Raw genomic sequence first — 17,727 nt, 5'->3', positions numbered from 1 at the left:
AACCTTGCAAGCCAGCGACCAGCAGGCCGCCTGCTCGAGTATTGCAGCGCTGAAAAAGCAAAGCCCGCTTCGTGCGGGCCGTGTCTTTCCTGCAAGTATCAGATCGCGCGTAGCGCCTGCGCCAGGTCGGCCCGCAGGTCTTCGACGTCTTCAACGCCTACCGACAGCCGCACCAGCCCATCGCCGATCCCCAGTTTCGCGCGGGTTTCGGCCGGAATGGTCGCGTGGGTCATGATCGCCGGATGCTCGATCAGGCTCTCCACGCCGCCGAGACTTTCCGCCAAAGCGAAGATCTGCACGTTCTCGAGGAACCGCCGCGCGCCGGCGAGATCGCTGTTGAGGTCCACGGAAATCATTCCGCCGAAACCGCGCATTTGCCGTTTCGCCAGTTCATGTTGCGGGTGAGACTCCAAGCCTGGGTAATGGACGCGTTTGACCTGCGGCTGTTGTTCAAGCCACTGCGCCAGATCCAGCGCATTGCTGCAGTGCCGCTCCATGCGCAGCGCCAGGGTTTTCACTCCGCGCAAGGTCAGGAAGGCATCGAACGGCCCGGAGATCGCCCCGACCGCGTTTTGCAGGAAGCCGAGTTTCTCCGCCAGTTCGGCGTTTTGCCCGACCACCGCGATACCGCCGATCACATCGGAGTGGCCGTTGAGATACTTGGTGGTCGAGTGCAGCACAATGTCGAAGCCCAATTCCAGCGGGCGCTGAATGTACGGGCTGGCGAACGTATTGTCGGCCACGCAGATGATCCCGCGGGCGCGGCAGATGCGGGCGATGGCAGCCAGGTCCGACAGGCTCAGCAGCGGGTTGGTCGGCGTTTCGACCATGACCATGCGCGTGTCGTCCTGTAACGAAGCTTCGAACGCCGACAGATCAGCCAGATCGACAAAGCTGAAACGGTGCCCGGCGCTGCGCTGGCGGACCTTGTCGAACAGGCGGAAGGTGCCGCCGTACAAGTCATTGCCGGAGACGATGTGCGAACCGGCATCAAGCAATTCCAGCACCGTGGAAATCGCTGCCAACCCCGAGGCGAAAGCGAACGCGCGCGTGCCACCTTCAAGGTCCGCCACACAGCGCTCGAGGGCGAAGCGCGTCGGGTTGTGCGAGCGCCCGTAATCGAAACCCTTGTGCACGCCGGGGCTGTCTTGCAGGTAGGTGGAGTTGGCGTAGATCGGCGGCATCAGCGCGCCGGTGGTCGGGTCCGGTTGTTGCCCGGCGTGGATCACCCGGGTCGCGAAGCCTTGGGATTTATCGTGGTGCTGACTCATGCAAGGGATCTCCGTAATTGGTTGAGCATGTCGGTGCGGGTGATCAGGCCATGAAAGCCCGATGCATCGGCGATGATCGCGACGAGACCACGACTGAGCACCGCTTCCAGCTCGGCCAGGGTTGCGCCGGGGGCGAGGGTTTGCAGTTTGTCGGTCATCACGCTTGACACCGATTGGCTGAAGCGCGCGGCGTCTTCGTGCACCGCCATGAGGATGTCCGATTCATCGATCACGCCCACCAGTTGTTTACCTTCCACCAGCACCGGCAGTTGCGAAACATCGGCCAGGCGCATGCGCTGGAACGCGGTCAGCAGGGTGTCGTCGGGGCCGACGCTGATCACCCGGCCGTCTTCGAATCGCCGAGCGATCAGGTCGCGCAAATCGCCATAACCTTTGCGTTGCAACAAGCCCTGATCGGTCATCCACTGGTCGTTGTAGACCTTCGACAAGTAACGCGTGCCGGTGTCACAGACGAAACTGACCACGCGCTTCGGCTCGGTCTGCTCGCGGCAATAACGCAACGCGGCGGCGAGCAGAGTGCCGGTCGACGAGCCGCCGAGAATGCCTTCGGCCTTGAGCAACTGGCGCGCGTGATCGAAGCTTTCGGCATCGCTGATCGAGTAGGCGTGGCGCACGCTGGAGAGGTCGGTGATCGATGGGATGAAGTCTTCACCGATGCCTTCAACGGCCCATGAACCGGGTGTCGGCAGGCTGCCATCGCGGCTGTATTGCGCCATCACCGAACCGACCGGATCGGCCAGCACCATCTCCAGATCCGGTTGCACCCGTTTGAAGAAACGGCTCAGACCGGTCAGCGTACCGGCCGAACCGACGCCCACCACAATCGCATCCAGATCATGTTCTGTCTGCGCCCAGATTTCCGGTGCGGTGCTGCATTCGTGGGCGAGCGGGTTGGCCGGGTTGTTGAACTGGTCGGCGAAAAACGCGCCGGGAATGTCTTTCGCCAGACGCGCGGCGACGTCCTGGTAATACTCGGGATGGCCCTTGCCGACGTCGGAGCGGGTGATGTGCACCTCGGCGCCCATGGCCTTCAAGTGCAGGACTTTCTCGGTGGACATTTTGTCCGGCACCACCAGTACCACCCGGTAGCCCTTGGCGCGGCCAACCAGGGCCAGACCGAGGCCGGTGTTGCCGGCTGTCGCCTCAACGATGGTGCCGCCGGCTTGCAAACGGCCGTCGCGTTCAGCGGCATCTATCATCGCCAGACCGATGCGGTCCTTGATCGAGCCGCCGGGGTTTTGGGATTCGAGTTTGAGAAACAGCGTGCACGGGCCGGTATCGAAACGGGTGACCTGAACCAGCGGAGTATTGCCTATCAGCCCAAGGACGGCAGGGCGTGATTCCTTTGACATTTCTTCACCTCTTGATGGTGTTGATCGCGTTCCAGTCGCGAAGAAAGACTCGCGTGCAACATAGGCTCAGCGCTCATCCGTCGCAACCTTTAGTCCTGCGTTGGTGCAGCCAGTTTGATCTAACGATAGAACGAAATCAGCGCCGCGCCGGACGGGTCTGACAGCGTTTACACTGACGCGTCATTGAGTTTCCAAAGGGCGGCATTCAAGCGAGAATCGCTTGAACATCGAGGAGATTTTCTACAGCGTTTTTGTGGCGGAGACTGCCCAAATCGCCAGCTGGCTGGCTCCCACCGGTTTCGCGGGGCAGGCAAGGCTTGGGCAACGCACGAATCCACTGTGGGAGCCAGCCTGCTGGCGAAGGCTATCCGTCAGCCACCGAAGTGCGGAATGACCCACCGCTATCGCGAGCAGGCTCACTCCTACACTTGGATTGAGTACATTCTCAAAGCCGGGTCGGCTGTCAGGCCGCCATCGCTTGCAGGCAAGCTCCCACATTTGATTGCATTTCCACAGTTGGAGCGCAGTCATCCAATCAAAAGCCCCTCACCCTAGCCCTCTCCCAGAGGGAGAGGGGACTGATCGAGGTGGATGTGAGAGATGCGCCAACGTGCGATACCGAGTCGAACTCGATGTCAAAGCCAACGCAAATCAGCTCCCTCTCCAGGGGGAGAGGGCTAGGGTGAGGGGCGAATTCACCGCAAATCCCAAGCCATGCGACGCTTCTAACCACTCAACAATGAGCGCCAGCTCGAGTGCTCTTGATCTTGCGTCACCGGCGACATCGGAAGGCTGAGCGGAGGGATTGATCCGGGCGTGGGAGCGCAGCGACCGTCTGGCGCAGCCAGACACAGCGGAAGTAGGTGCAGCGAAGCAAACCGTAACCGCTGCGGCCGGAGCGATCCCGCAGCGAAGGAACCCGAGCCTGCGAGGGCCGTACGTAGGAGCAAGCCTTTTTGGGTACTTTTTCGGCGTCTGGAAAAAGTGCCTCGCCGTAAGGGCGAAACCCTAAGCCGCAGCACCCGCAGCAACGGATATGCCCCCAATCAAAAAAACAGGCCTGCCCCCCAAATTACGAGTGAAACCGCAAAATCCGCTCACCATCAAACGGATCAGTCAAATACCGCGCCCGAACCGCAAACGTCTCCCACAAGCGCTGCGGCGTCAGCACCTCCAGCGGCTTGCCCAACGCCACCAACTCCCCACGCTCCAGCACGGCCAGACGATCACACTTGAGCGCCTGATTCAGATCATGCAGCGCAATCAACGTAGTCACCGGCAACGCTTTCACAACACTTAGAATCGTCAACTGATGCTGAATATCGAGATGATTGGCCGGCTCATCCAGCAACAGAATCTGCGGCCGCTGCGCCAGTGCACGGGCAATGTGCACCCGTTGCCGCTCACCCCCCGACAGACTGCGCCAGATGCGCTGGCGCAAGTGCACCGCATCGACATCCTCCAGTGCCTGCTCAACGATGGCAGCGTCCTCAGCCGACCACGGTTGCAACGCCGACAACCACGGTGTACGCCCCAGCGCCACCGCATCGAACACGCGAATGCCGTCGTCGGTATCGGCCTGTTGCTCGACCACCGCGAGTCTCTGCGCAACGCTGCGGCGCGCCAATTTGAACAGGCGCTGACCGTCGAGCAGTACCTCGCCAGCGCTCGGCTCGCGCAGGCCGGCCAACAGTTTCAACAAGGTCGATTTGCCCGCGCCATTCGGTCCGACAATGCCCAGCGTTTCGCCGCGTTGCACCTCAAGGCTCACAGCTCGCAGCAACTCAGCGCCACGCACCTTGAAGCTCAGTTGCGAACAACTCAATACCGCGTTCATCGCGCCGACCTCCGGCCCACCAGAATCAGCGCAAACACCGGCGCGCCGACCAGCGCGGTGATCACCCCGACCGGAATCACCTGACCCTTGATCAGGGTGCGCGACAACACATCGGCGGCAATCAGAAACACTGCGCCACCCAAGGCACTCGCTGGCAGCAATCGAGCATGCCCCGTGCCGAGCAACAACCGCGCCGCATGGGGAATCACCAGGCCGACAAAACCGATCGAACCGACAATCGAGACCATCACGGCCGTGACCAACGCGGCGCAACCGATCAGCAGAATCTGCACGCGGCGCACCGGGATGCCGAGCGACGCTGCCGAATCCGCACCAAAGGTAAACGCATCCAGCGCCCGCCGATGCCACAGGCACACGACCAGCCCGAGCAAGGCCACCGGCACCGCCAGCCACACCGAAGGCCAGCGCACACCGCCGAGGTTGCCGAGCAGCCAGAACATGATCCCGCGAGCCTGTTCGGAACTCGCCGAGCGGGTAATCAGAAACGCTGTCAGCGCATTGAACAATTGCGAACCGGCAATCCCGGCCAGAATGATCTGCCCGGTGCCGTTGGCCGAGCCGCTGACCCGTGCCAGCAGAATCACCAGCACGAACGCCGTCACCGCACCGGCAAACGCGCCGGCCGACAGCGACACCAGCCCGGCACCGACGCCTAGCAAGGCGACCATTACCGCGCCAGTCGAGGCCCCGGCGGAGATGCCCAGCAGATAAGGATCGGCCAACGGATTGCGCAACAGCGACTGCAAGATCACCCCGCACGTTGCCAGCCCGGCGCCGCAGGCAGCGGCGACCAGTGCGCGGGTCAGGCGGTAATTCCAGACGATGCCTTCATCGATCGGGTCGAGCACATGACCGGCGCCCCACAGCTTGTTGGCCAGCACTTGCAGAACCACGCTCGGCTCGATCGAAGTTTCACCGATCGCCACGCCGCCGATAAGCGCAAGCGCGAGCGTCAGCACAACCAGCAGCGAACGGACCAGGCGTCTGCTCATGGCGCCAGGTCGTAGGCATTGATGGCGGCGGCGAGTTGCGCGAGGCCGTCGAAGGTGCGCAGGCTGGCCTGCATGGCCATGGCATCGAGGATGATGATGCGGTTGTGTTTCACCGCGTCCATGTTGCGCGTCACTGGATCGCTGCGCAGGAAGGCGAGCTTCTTCTGGTAATCGTCAGCCGGGAAACGCCGACGATCCATGCGCGCGATGACCAGGAAAGTCGGGTTGGCTTTGGCGATGGTTTCCCAACCCACGGTCGGCCATTCTTCATCCGACTCGACCACATTGCGCACGCCCAGGGTGCTGAGCATGAAATCCGGAACGCCTTTGTGCCCGGCCACAAACGGCTCGATGTTCATCTCGGCGCTGGAAAACCAGACCACTGCGCTGACGTCTTTGCGCTGCTGGGTTTTCGCCGTGGCGACCGACTGCGCGAGGCTGGCCTTGAGCTGTTCGTTGAGCTGTTCGCCACGCGGCTGCACATCGAAAATCGCTGCCAGTTGGCTCACGCTCTTGTAAATGCTGTCGATGCGAAACGGTGCAAGGCGCGTCCCATCGGAGCCAACGAGATTGTCCTTGGCTTCGCAGTCGGAGGGCAGCAGGTAGGTCGGAATCTTCAATTCATGAAACTGCTCGCGGGTGCCGACCGCACCTTGCGGGCCGACCATCCATTCCAGCTCCACCGCGACCAGCTCCGGGCGCTTGCCGATCACCGCTTCGAAACTCGGTTCGTTATTGGCGAGGCGCTCGATCTTGTCGTTCTGCGCCTTGTAGTTCGCCAGCACGTCGTTGAACCACAGCGAGGTACCGACGACTTTGTCGCCAAGACCCAGGGCATAGAGCATTTCGGTGCCGGCCTGGCCGATGGTGACCGTGCGTGCCGGGGCGTGCTGAAAAGTCAGGCTGCTGCCGCAATTCTCGATCGTCAGCGGATAAACCGTGGGCGCCGCTTGCGCCAAGGCACAGAGGCTCAGACTGGTGAGCAGGGTGGCAATACGGGGCAGCAGCATGGGGCAGTCTCCAATGGAACCGTACGGGGAGGGCGGGTACGGTTTGGAAACACACCATCAAGCGCTGTCAGCAAACAGTGCAAGGCCGGTCTTCGCGCAAAAAAACGCGCACGGCACGATGTCCTTCCCGGACACCCCGCCGGTTAGTAGTCATTGTGCCGGCAGGTCTCCTGACTGATGCGTCTTCGCCTGGCTCCGGCCTTCCCGGGGTTACCCAGTGGCAGTCGTGGAACAGGCTCGGCACCTACAGTTGCGGGGGCAGTTCCGATCGATGCTGAACAAGCACCTCGGATTCCCTATTAATCCCATGCGGAAACCGGCGGCGGCATGGTAGACGATTTGGGCGGTTGAGGGGGAGATGAATCTGTTGGCGGGTCGCGATTGATGCGAGTTATCAATGCAAATCAAAAGCCCCTCACCCTGGCCCTTTCCCAGAGGAGAGGGGACTGAACGTGGTGGATGCAAGAGATGCGTCGACGTGAATAACCGAGTCGAATGCAAATTTCAAAACCAACCAGAATCGGCTCCCTCTCCAGGGGGAGAGGGCTGGGGTGAGGGGCAGGGCCACCACAAGTCCAAAGCGGACCGCATGCTTCGTACCACCAACCTCCCGATCTTGAAAATCCCAAAGCCATAACCCGGATTTGCAATCCGCGAACCCCCACGGCTAATATACGATCCATATACACTTCGTATCGGATTGTACCCATGGGCATCGTAAAAATTTCCGAAGACATGCACGAAAACCTGCGCATCTCCAGCAACGCACTCAGTCGCTCGATCAACGCGCAGGCCGAGCACTGGATGCGTATCGGCATGCTCGCCGAGTTGCACCCCAACCTCGACCACAGCGCAATCTGCCGTTTGCTGATCCGCGCCGAACAGAATGGCGGGCTCGACCTGCACCAACTGACACAGGAAGTCGCCCTCGCATGAGAAACCAGATCAAGCTCAACACCGCGGACGAGATCGAAAAATCCCGCGCGGCCGGCAGACTGGCCGCCGAAGTGCTGGCCATGCTGGTGCCCCACGTCAAGGCCGGGGTGACCACCGATGAACTGGATCGGCTGTGCAACGACTACATCGTCAACGTACAGAAAGCCGTCCCGGCCAACGTCGGTTATCACGGCTTCCCGAAAACCGTCTGCGCCTCGGTCAACGACGTGGTCTGCCATGGCATTCCGTCCGCCACGCCGCTGAAGGATGGCGACATCCTCAACCTCGACATCGCCGTGATCAAGGACGGCTGGTTCGGCGACACCAGCCGCATGTACGTGGTCGGTGAGGCCACGCCGGAAGCGCAACATCTGATCAAGACGACTTATGACGCCATGTGCGCGGGTATTCGCGCGGTCAAACCGGGCGCCACGCTGGGCGATATCGGTTACGCGATTCAGAGCCTCGCCGAAAAGGAAGGCTTCAGCGTGGTGCGCGAGTATTGCGGCCATGGCATCGGCAAGATCTACCACGATGAACCGCAGATTCTGCATTACGGCTTTCCCAACCAAGGGATGAAACTCAAAGCGGGAATGATTTTCACCGTCGAACCGATGCTCAACGCCGGCAAACGCCACGTGAAGAACATGCCTGATGGCTGGACGGTGCTGACCAGGGATGGCTCGCTGTCGGCGCAGTGGGAGCACATGGTGGCGGTGACGGAGACCGGATTTGAAGTGCTGACGGCGTGGCCGGATCAGATCGAGGGGTATGCGGCTATCGGTTGATACTGCGGTTGGCGGTCAGGCACCCCTGAGTTCCAACGCATAAAAAAACGCCGCTTGAGCAAGCGGCGTTTTCTTTTGGCCGTTATTTCAGATCGAACCGATCCAGGTTCATGACCTTCGTCCAGGCCTTGACGAAGTCATTGACGAACTGCTGCTGCGCATCCGTACTGGCATACACCTCGGCCAGCGCGCGCAACTGCGCATTGGAACCGAACACCAGATCTACTCGCGTGGCGGTCCATTTCGGCGCACCGGTCTTGCGGTCGCGGCCCTCGAATTCATCGGCATCACGCGTCGTCGGGTTCCACTCCACGCCCATGTCCAGCAGGTTGGTGAAGAAGTCATTGCTCAGCGCTTCGGGTTTATCGGTGAAGACACCATGTCGGGTCTGCCCGACGTTGGTATTCAACACCCGCAGACCGCCGAGCAGCACGGTCATTTCCGGGGCGGTGAGGGTCAGCAGTTGCGCCTTGTCGATCAACAGGGTTTCAGCCGCGACGGTGTACTTGCCCTTGCTGTAATTGCGGAAACCGTCGGCAATCGGTTCAAGGAAGCCGAACGACTCGACATCGGTCTGTTCCTGCGAGGCATCCACGCGCCCTGGCGAGAACGGCACGCTCACTGAATGGCCAGCGTTCTGTGCGGCTTGCTCGACCCCGGCATTGCCGGCCAGCACGATCAGGTCCGCCAGCGAGATTTTCTTGCCGGTGCTTGCGCCATTGAATTCGCCCTGAATGCCCTCCAGGGTTTGCAGCACATGGGCCAGTTGCTCTGGCTGGTTGGCTTGCCAGAACTTCTGTGGTGCCAGACGCAAACGCCCGCCGTTGGCACCGCCACGTTTGTCCGAGCCGCGGAAGGTCGAGGCCGCCGCCCACGCCGTCGAGACCAGTTGCGAAACCGACAGGCCTGAGGCGAGGATTTTGCTTTTCAGCGCAGCGGCGTCGCTGTCGTCGATCAACGCATGGCTGACGTCAGGCAGCGGGTCTTGCCAGAGCAACTCTTCGTTGGGCAATTCCGGGCCGAGGTAGCGAGACAGCGGGCCCATGTCGCGGTGGATCAGTTTGTACCAGGCGCGGGCGAAGGCGTCGGCCAATTGCTCGGGATTTGCCAGAAAGCGCCGCGAGATCTGCTCGTAAGCCGGGTCGAAGCGCAATGCCAGGTCAGAGGTGAGCATGGTCGGCGACAGCTTTTTGCTCGGGTCGTGGGCATGTGGAACCGTGCCGGCACCGGCGCCGTTTTTCGGTTTCCACTGGTGCGCCCCGGCCGGGCTCTTGGTCAGTTCCCACTCGAAGCCGAACAGGTTTTCCAGGTAGTTGTTGCTCCAGCGGGTGGGCGTGGTGGTCCAGGTGACTTCCAGACCACTGGTGATGGTGTCTCCGCCCTTGCCGGTGCCGAAGGCGTTTTTCCAGCCCAGGCCTTGCTGTTCGAGGCCGGCCGCTTCCGGTTCAGGGCCGACGTTGTCGGCCGGGCCGGCGCCGTGGGTCTTGCCGAACGCGTGACCGCCGGCGATCAGCGCCACGGTTTCTTCATCGTTCATGGCCATGCGGCCGAAGGTTTCGCGAATGTCCCTGGCCGAGGCGACCGGGTCCGGATTGCCCTCGGGACCTTCCGGGTTCACATAGATCAGGCCCATCTGCACCGCCGCGAGAGGATTTTCCAGATTGCGTTCGCCCTGATCGGTGCGGCTTTCTTCCTTGCCGTGCAGATCCGGTTCGGCTACCAGCGTACCGTCACCGGGCTCCTGTACCGGGCCGTTGCTCTTGCCGTAACGATTGTCACCGCCGAGCCATTCGGTTTCCGAACCCCAGTACACGTCTTCATCCGGTTCCCAGACATCGGCGCGACCACCGGAAAAACCGAAGGTCTTGAAGCCCATGGACTCCAGCGCGACGTTACCGGTGAGCACAATCAGATCGGCCCAGGAAATGTTACGGCCGTATTTCTGTTTGATCGGCCAGAGCAGGCGACGAGCCTTGTCGAGGCTGACGTTATCCGGCCAGCTGTTCAGCGGGGCGAACCGCTGCTGACCGGAGCCGGCGCCACCGCGGCCATCGGCGGTGCGATAGGTGCCGGCGCTGTGCCAGGCCATGCGCACGAAGAGCGGGCCATAGTGGCCGAAGTCGGCTGGCCACCAGTCCTGAGAATCGGTCATCAATGCGCTGATATCTTGCTTCAGCGCCTGAAAATCCAGACTTTTGAATGCTTTGGCATAGTCGAAGTCCTGGCCCAACGGGTCAGACTTGGGCGAGTGCTGACTGAGGATTTTCAGGTTCAGTTGATTCGGCCACCAGTCACGGTTGGTCGTGCCGCCACCGGCGGCGTGGTTGAACGGGCATTTCGATTCGCTTGCCATGTTCGAGTCCCTATCAGGTCTGCTGCGGCCGGCTGGTGCCGACTTCGGACTTGTAAGGCTAGACCCGACTTGGCAAACCAGCTAATAGCGCAGGTATTGCGCGCCGATAGGCAAACTCTCTCAGCGCTGCGCTGCTTCTGATCAGCGAAATCAGCTCGATTGCGCCGTGTCGTCATCGGGCACATCGTCGAGAATATCTTCCTGCCCCGGCAGTTCAGTGATTACGCTGAAGTCACTGACCTCCACCGCGCCTTGCCCGTAACCGAGCAAATGAAACGAAAACGCCTTGCGCTGTTGCGGGTTTTCAAAGCTGAAGTCCATTTCCAGCGGCTGATCCGCCGTTGCGACCATTTCCGCGGGTAAGCCCAGTTGCACGTCTTGTTCGAACTCCTTGGCCTTGAGTTGTATGTACGCCGCTTGCTGCGGGTCGACCGCGCGCACGGTCAAGCGTACGCGTGTGTGCGAGCCTTTGGGCATTTCCAGATACTGCGCGCCGATCAGGTTGTCGGCCCAGTCATCCTTGATTTGCGCTTGCAGCGGGATGATGTTGTTACTGCCGAACTGGTAGCGATGGTTGAGCGGCGTGCGCAGCAGCGACAGGTCCAACGCATTGGCGCGGGCGGCAATCTGTCCAGCCGGATGACCGCTGTAGCGGCCCTTGTAAATGGCGCTGTCGGCGATGAAGCCAGCGCTTTCGTAATAGCGGCAGCGACGCGGCATATCGCATTCGGAGAAGATGCCGCGGCCATCGTGATAGCGCAGCTTGCCATTGGTGAATGACATGATTTCGCGGCCGGAGTCATAGTCACGGAACAGCGAGCGACCGCTCAGCGCGGAGGGCACTGGCAGGTCGAAGTAGTCGAGGATCGAAGTGCTCAGATCGACATGACCATAGACGCCTTTGTTCAGGCGCGGCAGTTGCGCCTGCTCCGGTGCCAGGGTCAGGTTGAACCCCCATGACGAGGCCAGACGCACGCCGTCGATGCCGTGGGATTCGTCGGATGTGATCACCACAAGCGTGTCCTTGAGCACGCCTTTGCGCTCCAGGCCATTGAGAAACTGATCCAGCGCATCGTCGAGATAACCGACGGCGGCCTGCTTCGGCGTTTCGTAACGCTGCAGATAATCGTCCGGTGCGGAGTAGGGCTGGTGAGTGCCCACGGTGAGCAGGGTGAGCATCCACGGCTGTTTGTTTTTCTTCAGCTTGCCAACGTAATCCAGCGCACCCTCAAAGAACGCTTTGTCATCCTTGCCCCACGGAAACTCCAGATAATTGCTGTTGCTGAACCATTCCAGGCCATGGGTCGCGTCGAAGCCGATGTGCGGCATGATCTTGTCTTTGGCCATGAAGCGCAGCCCCGCACCTTGCAGGTAATGCGTGCTGAAACCGTGGTCGCGCAGTTGTGCCGGCAGGCAGGCCTGATTGCGCTCGTTGAGGGTGAGCATTTCCACGCCTTTGGGCGTGCCGTTGTCGAGTTTGTCGTAGTCGCCGCAGAGCATGGCGTACAGACCGCGAATGGTCTGGTGTGTGTGCAGCACGTAATCCGGGGTGTTCATGCCGCGTTCGGCCCAGCGGCTGAGGTTGGGCATCAGGTCTTCCTGATAATGACTGCCGATGGCCTCGCGGTTGGCGCGGATGTATGCGCCGGGAATGCCCTCCAGTGCGATGATCAGCACGTTGCGCGCTTGTCCCGGTGCGGCGAGCAGTTTTTCCCCGTTGAGGTCGACGTCGGTCAGCCCGGCCATGGCCGGTGCGGGCTCTTCGACGTCGCCGTCCAGCCATTCCTCGGCGCGAATCTGCAGGTCGGCCACTTCGCTGGCGAGCAGTTGATGCGGCAAGTTGTACAGGCGCCACGGATCGGCTTCGTTCGGCCACAGGTTCTGCGCGCCCCAATGCGCGGCGAACAACACCAGCGGCGCGCCCCAGGCTGCGCGGGGCAGGGGTGTGAGCGGCCAGTTCCGACCGGCGAATCGGGTCAGCAACCACATGACCAATGCCAGCAGCAGGGTCACGCCCAACGCGGGATGCGCCAGGCCGCCGCCAGTGGAGTTTTCCACGAATTGCGGATCGATCAGGTAATGGATATCGGAAGGTGTCGGCAGCCGACCGACCGCGCTGACCAGTTCCGCGGTCGCCACCGCCAGCAAGCCCCACAACAGCAGCACCGGCGTGGCCAGCCACCACGCGCGGCGATGCAGCAAAACCAGCAACAGGCTGCCCACGGCCAGGTCCGACAGATAACCCAACGGGCTCGACCAGCCCAACGCCGCGCGCAGGCCCATCGGCACGATCAATACCAACAGCAGCAGAGAAAACAGTCGGGCGTATGGTTGCCGCAACCGGTTGAAAAGAGCGCTCACAAAAAGACCTTCCAGCCATCAAATCGTCATAAAAGTGTGGGCGATGATAGCAAGGCTCAGCCATCTGATTGCCTTTAAAAACCCGCGAGTGATGCGCAAAGACAAGCGCTGGCGGGGATGAAAAAATCGGTTAATCCCCAGTGGCTACTGGATCTAGCGCAGCGAAGTGCCTGGTTGCCTATGCGGACTCAGCCGGGGAATTATTGTGTCAGGCTGTGAACGGTCGCCGCTGAAGCACCAAAGACATACGGCAGCGTCCGGTGCTATCGATATGCAATAAAGGTATTTAAGTTCAATTTTTCATAGCGATAAAGTCAGGCTTTTCAGCAATCCACCCCTGCTGCGAGGTTGTCATGGCCACACCGTTCAAACGTTCCGCATTGACCCTGTTGGCCGCTGCCCTGGCGGGCACCGCGTTGTTCAGCTCGGTCGCTCAGGCCGAAGGCAAGATCAGCATCGCCCAGCAGTTCGGCATCGGTTACCTGATTCTCGATGTGGTCCGCGACCAGCAACTGATCGAGAAACATGGCAAAGCCCAGGGCCTCGACATCAAGGTCGACTGGAACAGCATTTCCGGCGCCACCGCGATGAACGAAGCGCTGCTGACCGGTTCGCTCGACGTGGTCTCGGCCGGCGTGCCGCCGATGCTCACCGTGTGGGATCGCACCAAAGGCAAACAGAACGTCAAGGCCATCGCCGCGCTCGGCTCGATGCCCAATTACCTGTTGACCAACAATCCGAACATCAAAACCCTCAAGGACTTCAGCGACAAAGACCGCATCGCCGTGCCTGCTGCCGGGGTGGGCTTCCAGTCGCGCACCTTGCAGATCGAAACCGCCAGGCTGTTCGGCGATGCCCAGTACAAGAAGTTCGACGACATTTCCGTCAGCCTGCCGCACCCCGATGCGACGGCCGCGCTGATTGCCGGCGGCTCGGAAATCAACTCGCATTTCTCCAGCCCGCCGTTCCAGTACCAGGCGTTGCAGAACCCCAATGTGCACAAAGTCCTGAGTTCGTACGACGTACTCGGCGGCCAGGCGACGTTCAACGTGCTGTACACCACGGAAAAATTCCACGACGAAAACCCCAAGACCTACAAGGCGTTCTACGACGCCCTGGCCGAGGCCGAGAAAATCATCAAGGCTGACAAACCGGCTGCGGCCCAGGCCTATATTCGTGTTGAGCAGTCGAAGTTGCCGTTGGCGCTGGTGGAGCAGATCGTCAACGACCCGGAAATCGACTTCACGGTGGTACCGCAGCGTACGTTTATTTATGCCGAAAAATTGCAGGAACTGGGCGTGCTGAAAAACAAGGCGGGGAGCTGGAAGGATTATTTCTTTGAAGCGGCGCATGGTGGGGCGGGGAGCTGATGTCCTGCGACAGGATCAAAAGCCCCTCACCCTAACCCTCTCCCAGAGGGAGAGGGGACTGATCCCAGCGTTTGTAAGATAGGCGCCGACTTGCGATACCGAGTTGAACGAAAGTTTTGAACGGCCCACAAATCGGCTCCCTCTCCAGGGGGAGAGGGCTGGGGTGAGGGGTAGCTCCACCACGAAACCGAAGCTTCTGCAGCCCCCCCAGCAATCAATGCATCTTGCTGTGATCATGCCCCTGCATATTGGTCAGCGCACGTACCGGCGCCTTCACTTCGAGGGTCTCTTTCTCGCCCTTGGCGTTTTCCACGGTCAGGGTCAGCGGCACGCTTTCGCCTTCCTTGAGCTGCCCGGTCAGCCCCATCAACATCACGTGATAACCATTGGGGTCAAACGCGACCGCTTTGCCCGCCGGCAGGTCGACCGACTTCACCGGGCCCATGCTCATGACATCGTTCTTCATGGTCATTTCGTGGATCTGCACGTCCTTGGCGACCGGCGAAGCCACCCTGAGCAACTTGCTGTCGCTGTCAGCGGTGAGGGTCATGAACGCGCCGCTGGCGGTCTGGGTCGGCACGGTGGCGCGGACCCAGGCGTCGTCGACTGTGGTTTGCGCCGCTGCCTGAAAAGCCAGGCCCAGCAACGACAGACCCCATACAGCGCGTTTGATGTGGTTCAAGACAGGACGCATCAGCAGACCTCCATAACAGTAAGCAAATCTTCCGTGCATTGTTCTGCCGAAAGCGATGTGGACAGCCCCAGGCGCAAGCCGCCGTTGGAGTCGTAGACGTAACTGGTTGCGGTGTGCGAGATGGTATAGGTGTCGCCGGCCGGAACCTTCTCGTAGAACACGTCGAATTCCTTGGCCGTGGCCTGGGTTTCTTCAAGGGTGCCATAGAGCGCGACGAAGGTCGGGTCGAAGGCTTTCATGTAGGCGTCGAGAATTTCAGGGGTGTCACGCTCGGGATCGAGGGTGATGAAGATCACCTGCAAGCGATCGCCGTCGGCGCCCATCAGCTTCTTGATCTTCGCCGCACGGGCGAGGGTGGTCGGGCACACGGCCGGGCATTGGGTGAAACCGAAAAACACCATCGGCATCATGCCGCGAAAGCTCGACAGCGTCATGGTTTCGCCGTCGGTGTTCTTCAGCTTGAAGGTGCGCCCCATGATCTTGTTACTCAGATCCTTGCCGTACTTGTACGACAGTTGGCCGCGGGTGTCGCAGCCAGCGAGCAGGCCCAGCCCGAGCACACCCATTCCCGCAAGTACCTTGCGGCGAGTCAACAAAGCCGTCATCTAATACCGCCTTTTGCAGCCCGTCAGTCGGCAGGACTGGCGGGGGGTTAACCGTAAAAGCGGCGCATGATACCAAACTGCAGGCAGACGCCGGCCACGGATCGCCGGATGGTGTGGGATAGCGCCTTAAAAGGTGTAAGAAAAGATGACCTCGCGGGTTTCGACAGGCATGGCTGAGGGGGAGTGGGGCCGTCAGCCGTGAATGATCGAATTCACCGATTCGGCCGTGATCACCGGCGCCTCGATCGCATCGATCAAGCCGCACAGCATGGCTTGCGACGGGTCGATGATCCGCGGTGCCGCCGTCAGGTATTTCTCGGTTTCCAGTGTTTCCCGTGCACCTTCCGTGCGTTCGGCGACGATGCGCGCGTACAGGTACAAATCGTAATCCAGGCTCATGGCGTACTCCGACATACGCGAATGGTCGACCGCGCCCTGCAAGTGCCAGTGAAACGGATGAAAGAGAAATTTACTGTGAGTACACGCCGAGCGGCGCTCGCCGGCGAGAAAGACGATATTGCCCATCGATTCGACAGTGCCCAGATTATGCGTATGCACCGGAATCGGCAGGGACAACAGGAAGTTGTACATAGTGAAACCGTAACTGCATTCGCCGCCCATCGTGGCAATGTTGACGATCAGCTTCGAGGCTTTTTGCTGTACGGCTACGGAGGCTTTGTCGATCAATTGGCCGCAGGTTGACGCGTTGATCGGCCCCGTGAAATTGATGACGTGAACGGGCATGAGTCACCTCGCTGTTGAATGGCGTTTTGACGATGCGGGTTTACCGACTGCTTTGACGGGCTTGTTCAGTGACCCCTCTCGCAGACCGGACGGGTATGCGTTGCCCCGCACTGACGCTCGGCTTGCGCGATGCCTTGCAGGCGCTCATAGCAACTGCGTGACGCTACGGCGGCAGCATGGCGTGGCGGCTCTGGCGCACTGACAGGTTGTCGAGGCTGATCCTCTGCCACTGTCAGGCCTGGAGGAGAGCTTAGCTCCATTTCATGAGCAGGCTCTTGAGCCTTTTCCATTTGCATGGCGCAGTGGTGGTTTTCGACGGGCGCTTTCATGGCAGACCTCAAGTTAAAAGGGGCAGCAACGCCGCCCCCGATTTGGCGTTTAAGACTTGCGTCCGCCGCCATGGCTCTGTTGCCCGCCCTTACGGCCGGCTTCCGAGGCTTTTTCGCGGTCGTTGGCGAAGTTGCCGCCGTTGCCGCTGCCCGACGAGCCTTTTTTATCGCTGGTGGAGGTCTTGTTATTGCCCTGATTCTTATTACCGGTAGTCATGATGGTTCTCCGACAAAAGTGAGGGTTCTTGCTGTCCGTTTACGTAACGGACATTAATTCCGATAACGCCAAAGCGTGAATCGTTTTGATTGTTTTACAGTTGCCCGATAAGCGGTCGAACGGTTAATGGCTGAGCAGCAAATCGTGGATCAGGCACACCGAGCCATCGGTGGCCGCCGTGGTGGTGCTGTAATCGACCTGGTTATACACGCCGCCATGGAAGTTGAAACGCTGGCTGGCCCAACTGCTGTCCATTTGTAGCGGCGGCGTGGATGTAGTTACGCCATTGCTGATCACCAACACGGTCACCAGACCCGCCGAGGTGACGTTGATTTCGACCGTGAAGGGCACGTTGAGGCCAATGTTGCTGGCGATCGTGCTGTTGACCGGGTCGGGCTGATTGAAGCTCTGGCGAAAGCCCCAGGTGATTTTGTTCTTGTTCCAGAACACCTTGATCGCCGGGCTGTCGTCGTCTTTGACGTGCATCTGCGAAATCACCACTTTTTGCGCGGAGTTCACTTGCGTGAGCGTCATGCGTTGGCGATTGACGTGTAGCGCCGCACTTTCCAGCGTCCAGTAAACCGGCTCTTTCCATTCGCAACGGGTGCGATGGGTGCTTTTGCTTGAAGCGCCAAGGGTCGGCGCGCTGAAACGGATGCTGCCATCGGGCTGGCGGCTGATGACCTCAGGAAAACGCAACAACGCCTCGTCGCCCATCAACTCCAGTGCGACCGGGTTGGTGGGCGAAGTGGCAACGGGGGTGGTGATGCGTAAACGGCTGATATCGACGGGCATAAATACCTCCAAAATCTCGGACAGATGAAGT

General features: G+C 60.5%; 14 protein-coding genes, 1 pseudogene and 1 riboswitch. Of the genes and pseudogenes, 3 read left to right on the top strand and 12 right to left on the bottom strand.

What is annotated here, in order from left to right; translation table 11 throughout:
- Positions 1-98: 98 nt before the first annotated feature.
- From V6F91_RS08480 to V6F91_RS08460, 5 genes are all read right to left on the bottom strand, one after another.
- The gene (locus V6F91_RS08480) at positions 99-1,271 is read right to left on the bottom strand and encodes a cystathionine gamma-synthase (RefSeq protein WP_332763436.1); all 1,173 of its coding nucleotides are present in this window, start codon (positions 1,269-1,271) and stop codon (positions 99-101) included.
- Positions 1,268-2,644 (bottom strand): pyridoxal-phosphate dependent enzyme, encoded by a 1,377-nt coding sequence (locus tag V6F91_RS08475; RefSeq protein WP_332763435.1) that lies wholly within the window; start codon positions 2,642-2,644, stop codon positions 1,268-1,270. Before V6F91_RS08475 ends, V6F91_RS08480 begins: the two co-directional genes overlap by 4 nt.
- Before the next feature lie 1,072 nt (positions 2,645-3,716).
- Positions 3,717-4,481 (bottom strand): ABC transporter ATP-binding protein, encoded by a 765-nt coding sequence (locus V6F91_RS08470; protein ID WP_332763434.1) that lies wholly within the window; start codon positions 4,479-4,481, stop codon positions 3,717-3,719.
- Entirely contained in the window at positions 4,478-5,494 is a 1,017-nt protein-coding gene (locus tag V6F91_RS08465) for a FecCD family ABC transporter permease (RefSeq protein WP_423815321.1), read from the bottom strand. The genes V6F91_RS08470 and V6F91_RS08465 overlap by 4 nt, the downstream gene beginning before the upstream one ends.
- Positions 5,491-6,504: an ABC transporter substrate-binding protein gene (locus V6F91_RS08460; RefSeq protein ID WP_332763433.1), complete on the bottom strand. Its 1,014-nt coding sequence runs from the start codon at positions 6,502-6,504 to the stop codon at positions 5,491-5,493. Before V6F91_RS08460 ends, V6F91_RS08465 begins: the two co-directional genes overlap by 4 nt.
- A gap of 143 nt (positions 6,505-6,647) precedes the next feature.
- Positions 6,648-6,840, bottom strand: a riboswitch (cobalamin riboswitch).
- A gap of 372 nt (positions 6,841-7,212) precedes the next feature.
- On the opposite strand from V6F91_RS08460, the gene V6F91_RS08455 reads away from it, so the two are divergent.
- Together V6F91_RS08455 and map are read left to right on the top strand one after the other, a co-directional pair.
- The gene (locus V6F91_RS08455) at positions 7,213-7,440 is read left to right on the top strand and encodes a ParD-like family protein (protein WP_090284085.1); all 228 of its coding nucleotides are present in this window, start codon (positions 7,213-7,215) and stop codon (positions 7,438-7,440) included.
- Positions 7,437-8,228, top strand: coding sequence for a type I methionyl aminopeptidase (gene map / locus V6F91_RS08450; protein ID WP_332763432.1), 792 nt, complete (start codon positions 7,437-7,439; stop codon positions 8,226-8,228). Before V6F91_RS08455 ends, map begins: the two co-directional genes overlap by 4 nt.
- Before the next feature lie 82 nt (positions 8,229-8,310).
- Here the strand turns inward: map and katG are convergent, their stop codons facing one another.
- A complete protein-coding gene (katG, locus tag V6F91_RS08445) occupies positions 8,311-10,581 on the bottom strand; it encodes a catalase/peroxidase HPI (protein WP_332763431.1) in 2,271 nt (756 codons plus the stop codon).
- 150 nt (positions 10,582-10,731) lie between these two features.
- Positions 10,732-12,942, bottom strand: a complete 2,211-nt coding sequence (locus V6F91_RS08440) for an LTA synthase family protein (protein ID WP_332763430.1) — start codon at positions 12,940-12,942, stop codon at positions 10,732-10,734.
- A gap of 353 nt (positions 12,943-13,295) precedes the next feature.
- Between V6F91_RS08440 and V6F91_RS08435 the strand changes: the two genes are divergently transcribed.
- Positions 13,296-14,312, top strand: coding sequence for an ABC transporter substrate-binding protein (locus V6F91_RS08435; RefSeq protein WP_332763429.1), 1,017 nt, complete (start codon positions 13,296-13,298; stop codon positions 14,310-14,312).
- Positions 14,313-14,526: 214 nt separating this feature from the next.
- On the opposite strand, the gene V6F91_RS08430 is transcribed toward V6F91_RS08435, so the two are convergent.
- The 5 genes and pseudogenes from V6F91_RS08430 to V6F91_RS08410 all read right to left on the bottom strand — a co-directional run bounded on the left by V6F91_RS08430 (position 14,527) and on the right by V6F91_RS08410 (position 17,696).
- Positions 14,527-15,006: a copper chaperone PCu(A)C gene (locus tag V6F91_RS08430; protein WP_332763428.1), complete on the bottom strand. Its 480-nt coding sequence runs from the start codon at positions 15,004-15,006 to the stop codon at positions 14,527-14,529.
- Positions 15,006-15,611 (bottom strand): SCO family protein, encoded by a 606-nt coding sequence (locus V6F91_RS08425; protein ID WP_090284058.1) that lies wholly within the window; start codon positions 15,609-15,611, stop codon positions 15,006-15,008. Before V6F91_RS08425 ends, V6F91_RS08430 begins: the two co-directional genes overlap by 1 nt.
- A 192-nt stretch (positions 15,612-15,803) precedes the next feature.
- Positions 15,804-16,355 (bottom strand): ATP-dependent Clp protease proteolytic subunit, encoded by a 552-nt coding sequence (locus tag V6F91_RS08420; RefSeq protein ID WP_093100927.1) that lies wholly within the window; start codon positions 16,353-16,355, stop codon positions 15,804-15,806.
- Positions 16,356-16,733: 378 nt separating this feature from the next.
- Positions 16,734-16,829 (bottom strand): annotated as a pseudogene (locus tag V6F91_RS27360) (general stress protein); the annotation flags it as partial.
- Between the two features lie 195 nt (positions 16,830-17,024).
- On the bottom strand, positions 17,025-17,696 hold the full coding sequence (locus tag V6F91_RS08410) for a polysaccharide lyase family 7 protein (protein ID WP_332763427.1): 672 nt from the start codon (positions 17,694-17,696) through the stop codon (positions 17,025-17,027).
- Positions 17,697-17,727: the final 31 nt, after the last annotated feature.

The sequence above is a fragment of the Pseudomonas koreensis genome, from assembly GCF_036668835.1.
GTDB lineage: Bacteria > Pseudomonadota > Gammaproteobacteria > Pseudomonadales > Pseudomonadaceae > Aquipseudomonas > Aquipseudomonas koreensis_I.
This window is presented reverse-complemented; position numbering and strand designations above follow the sequence as displayed.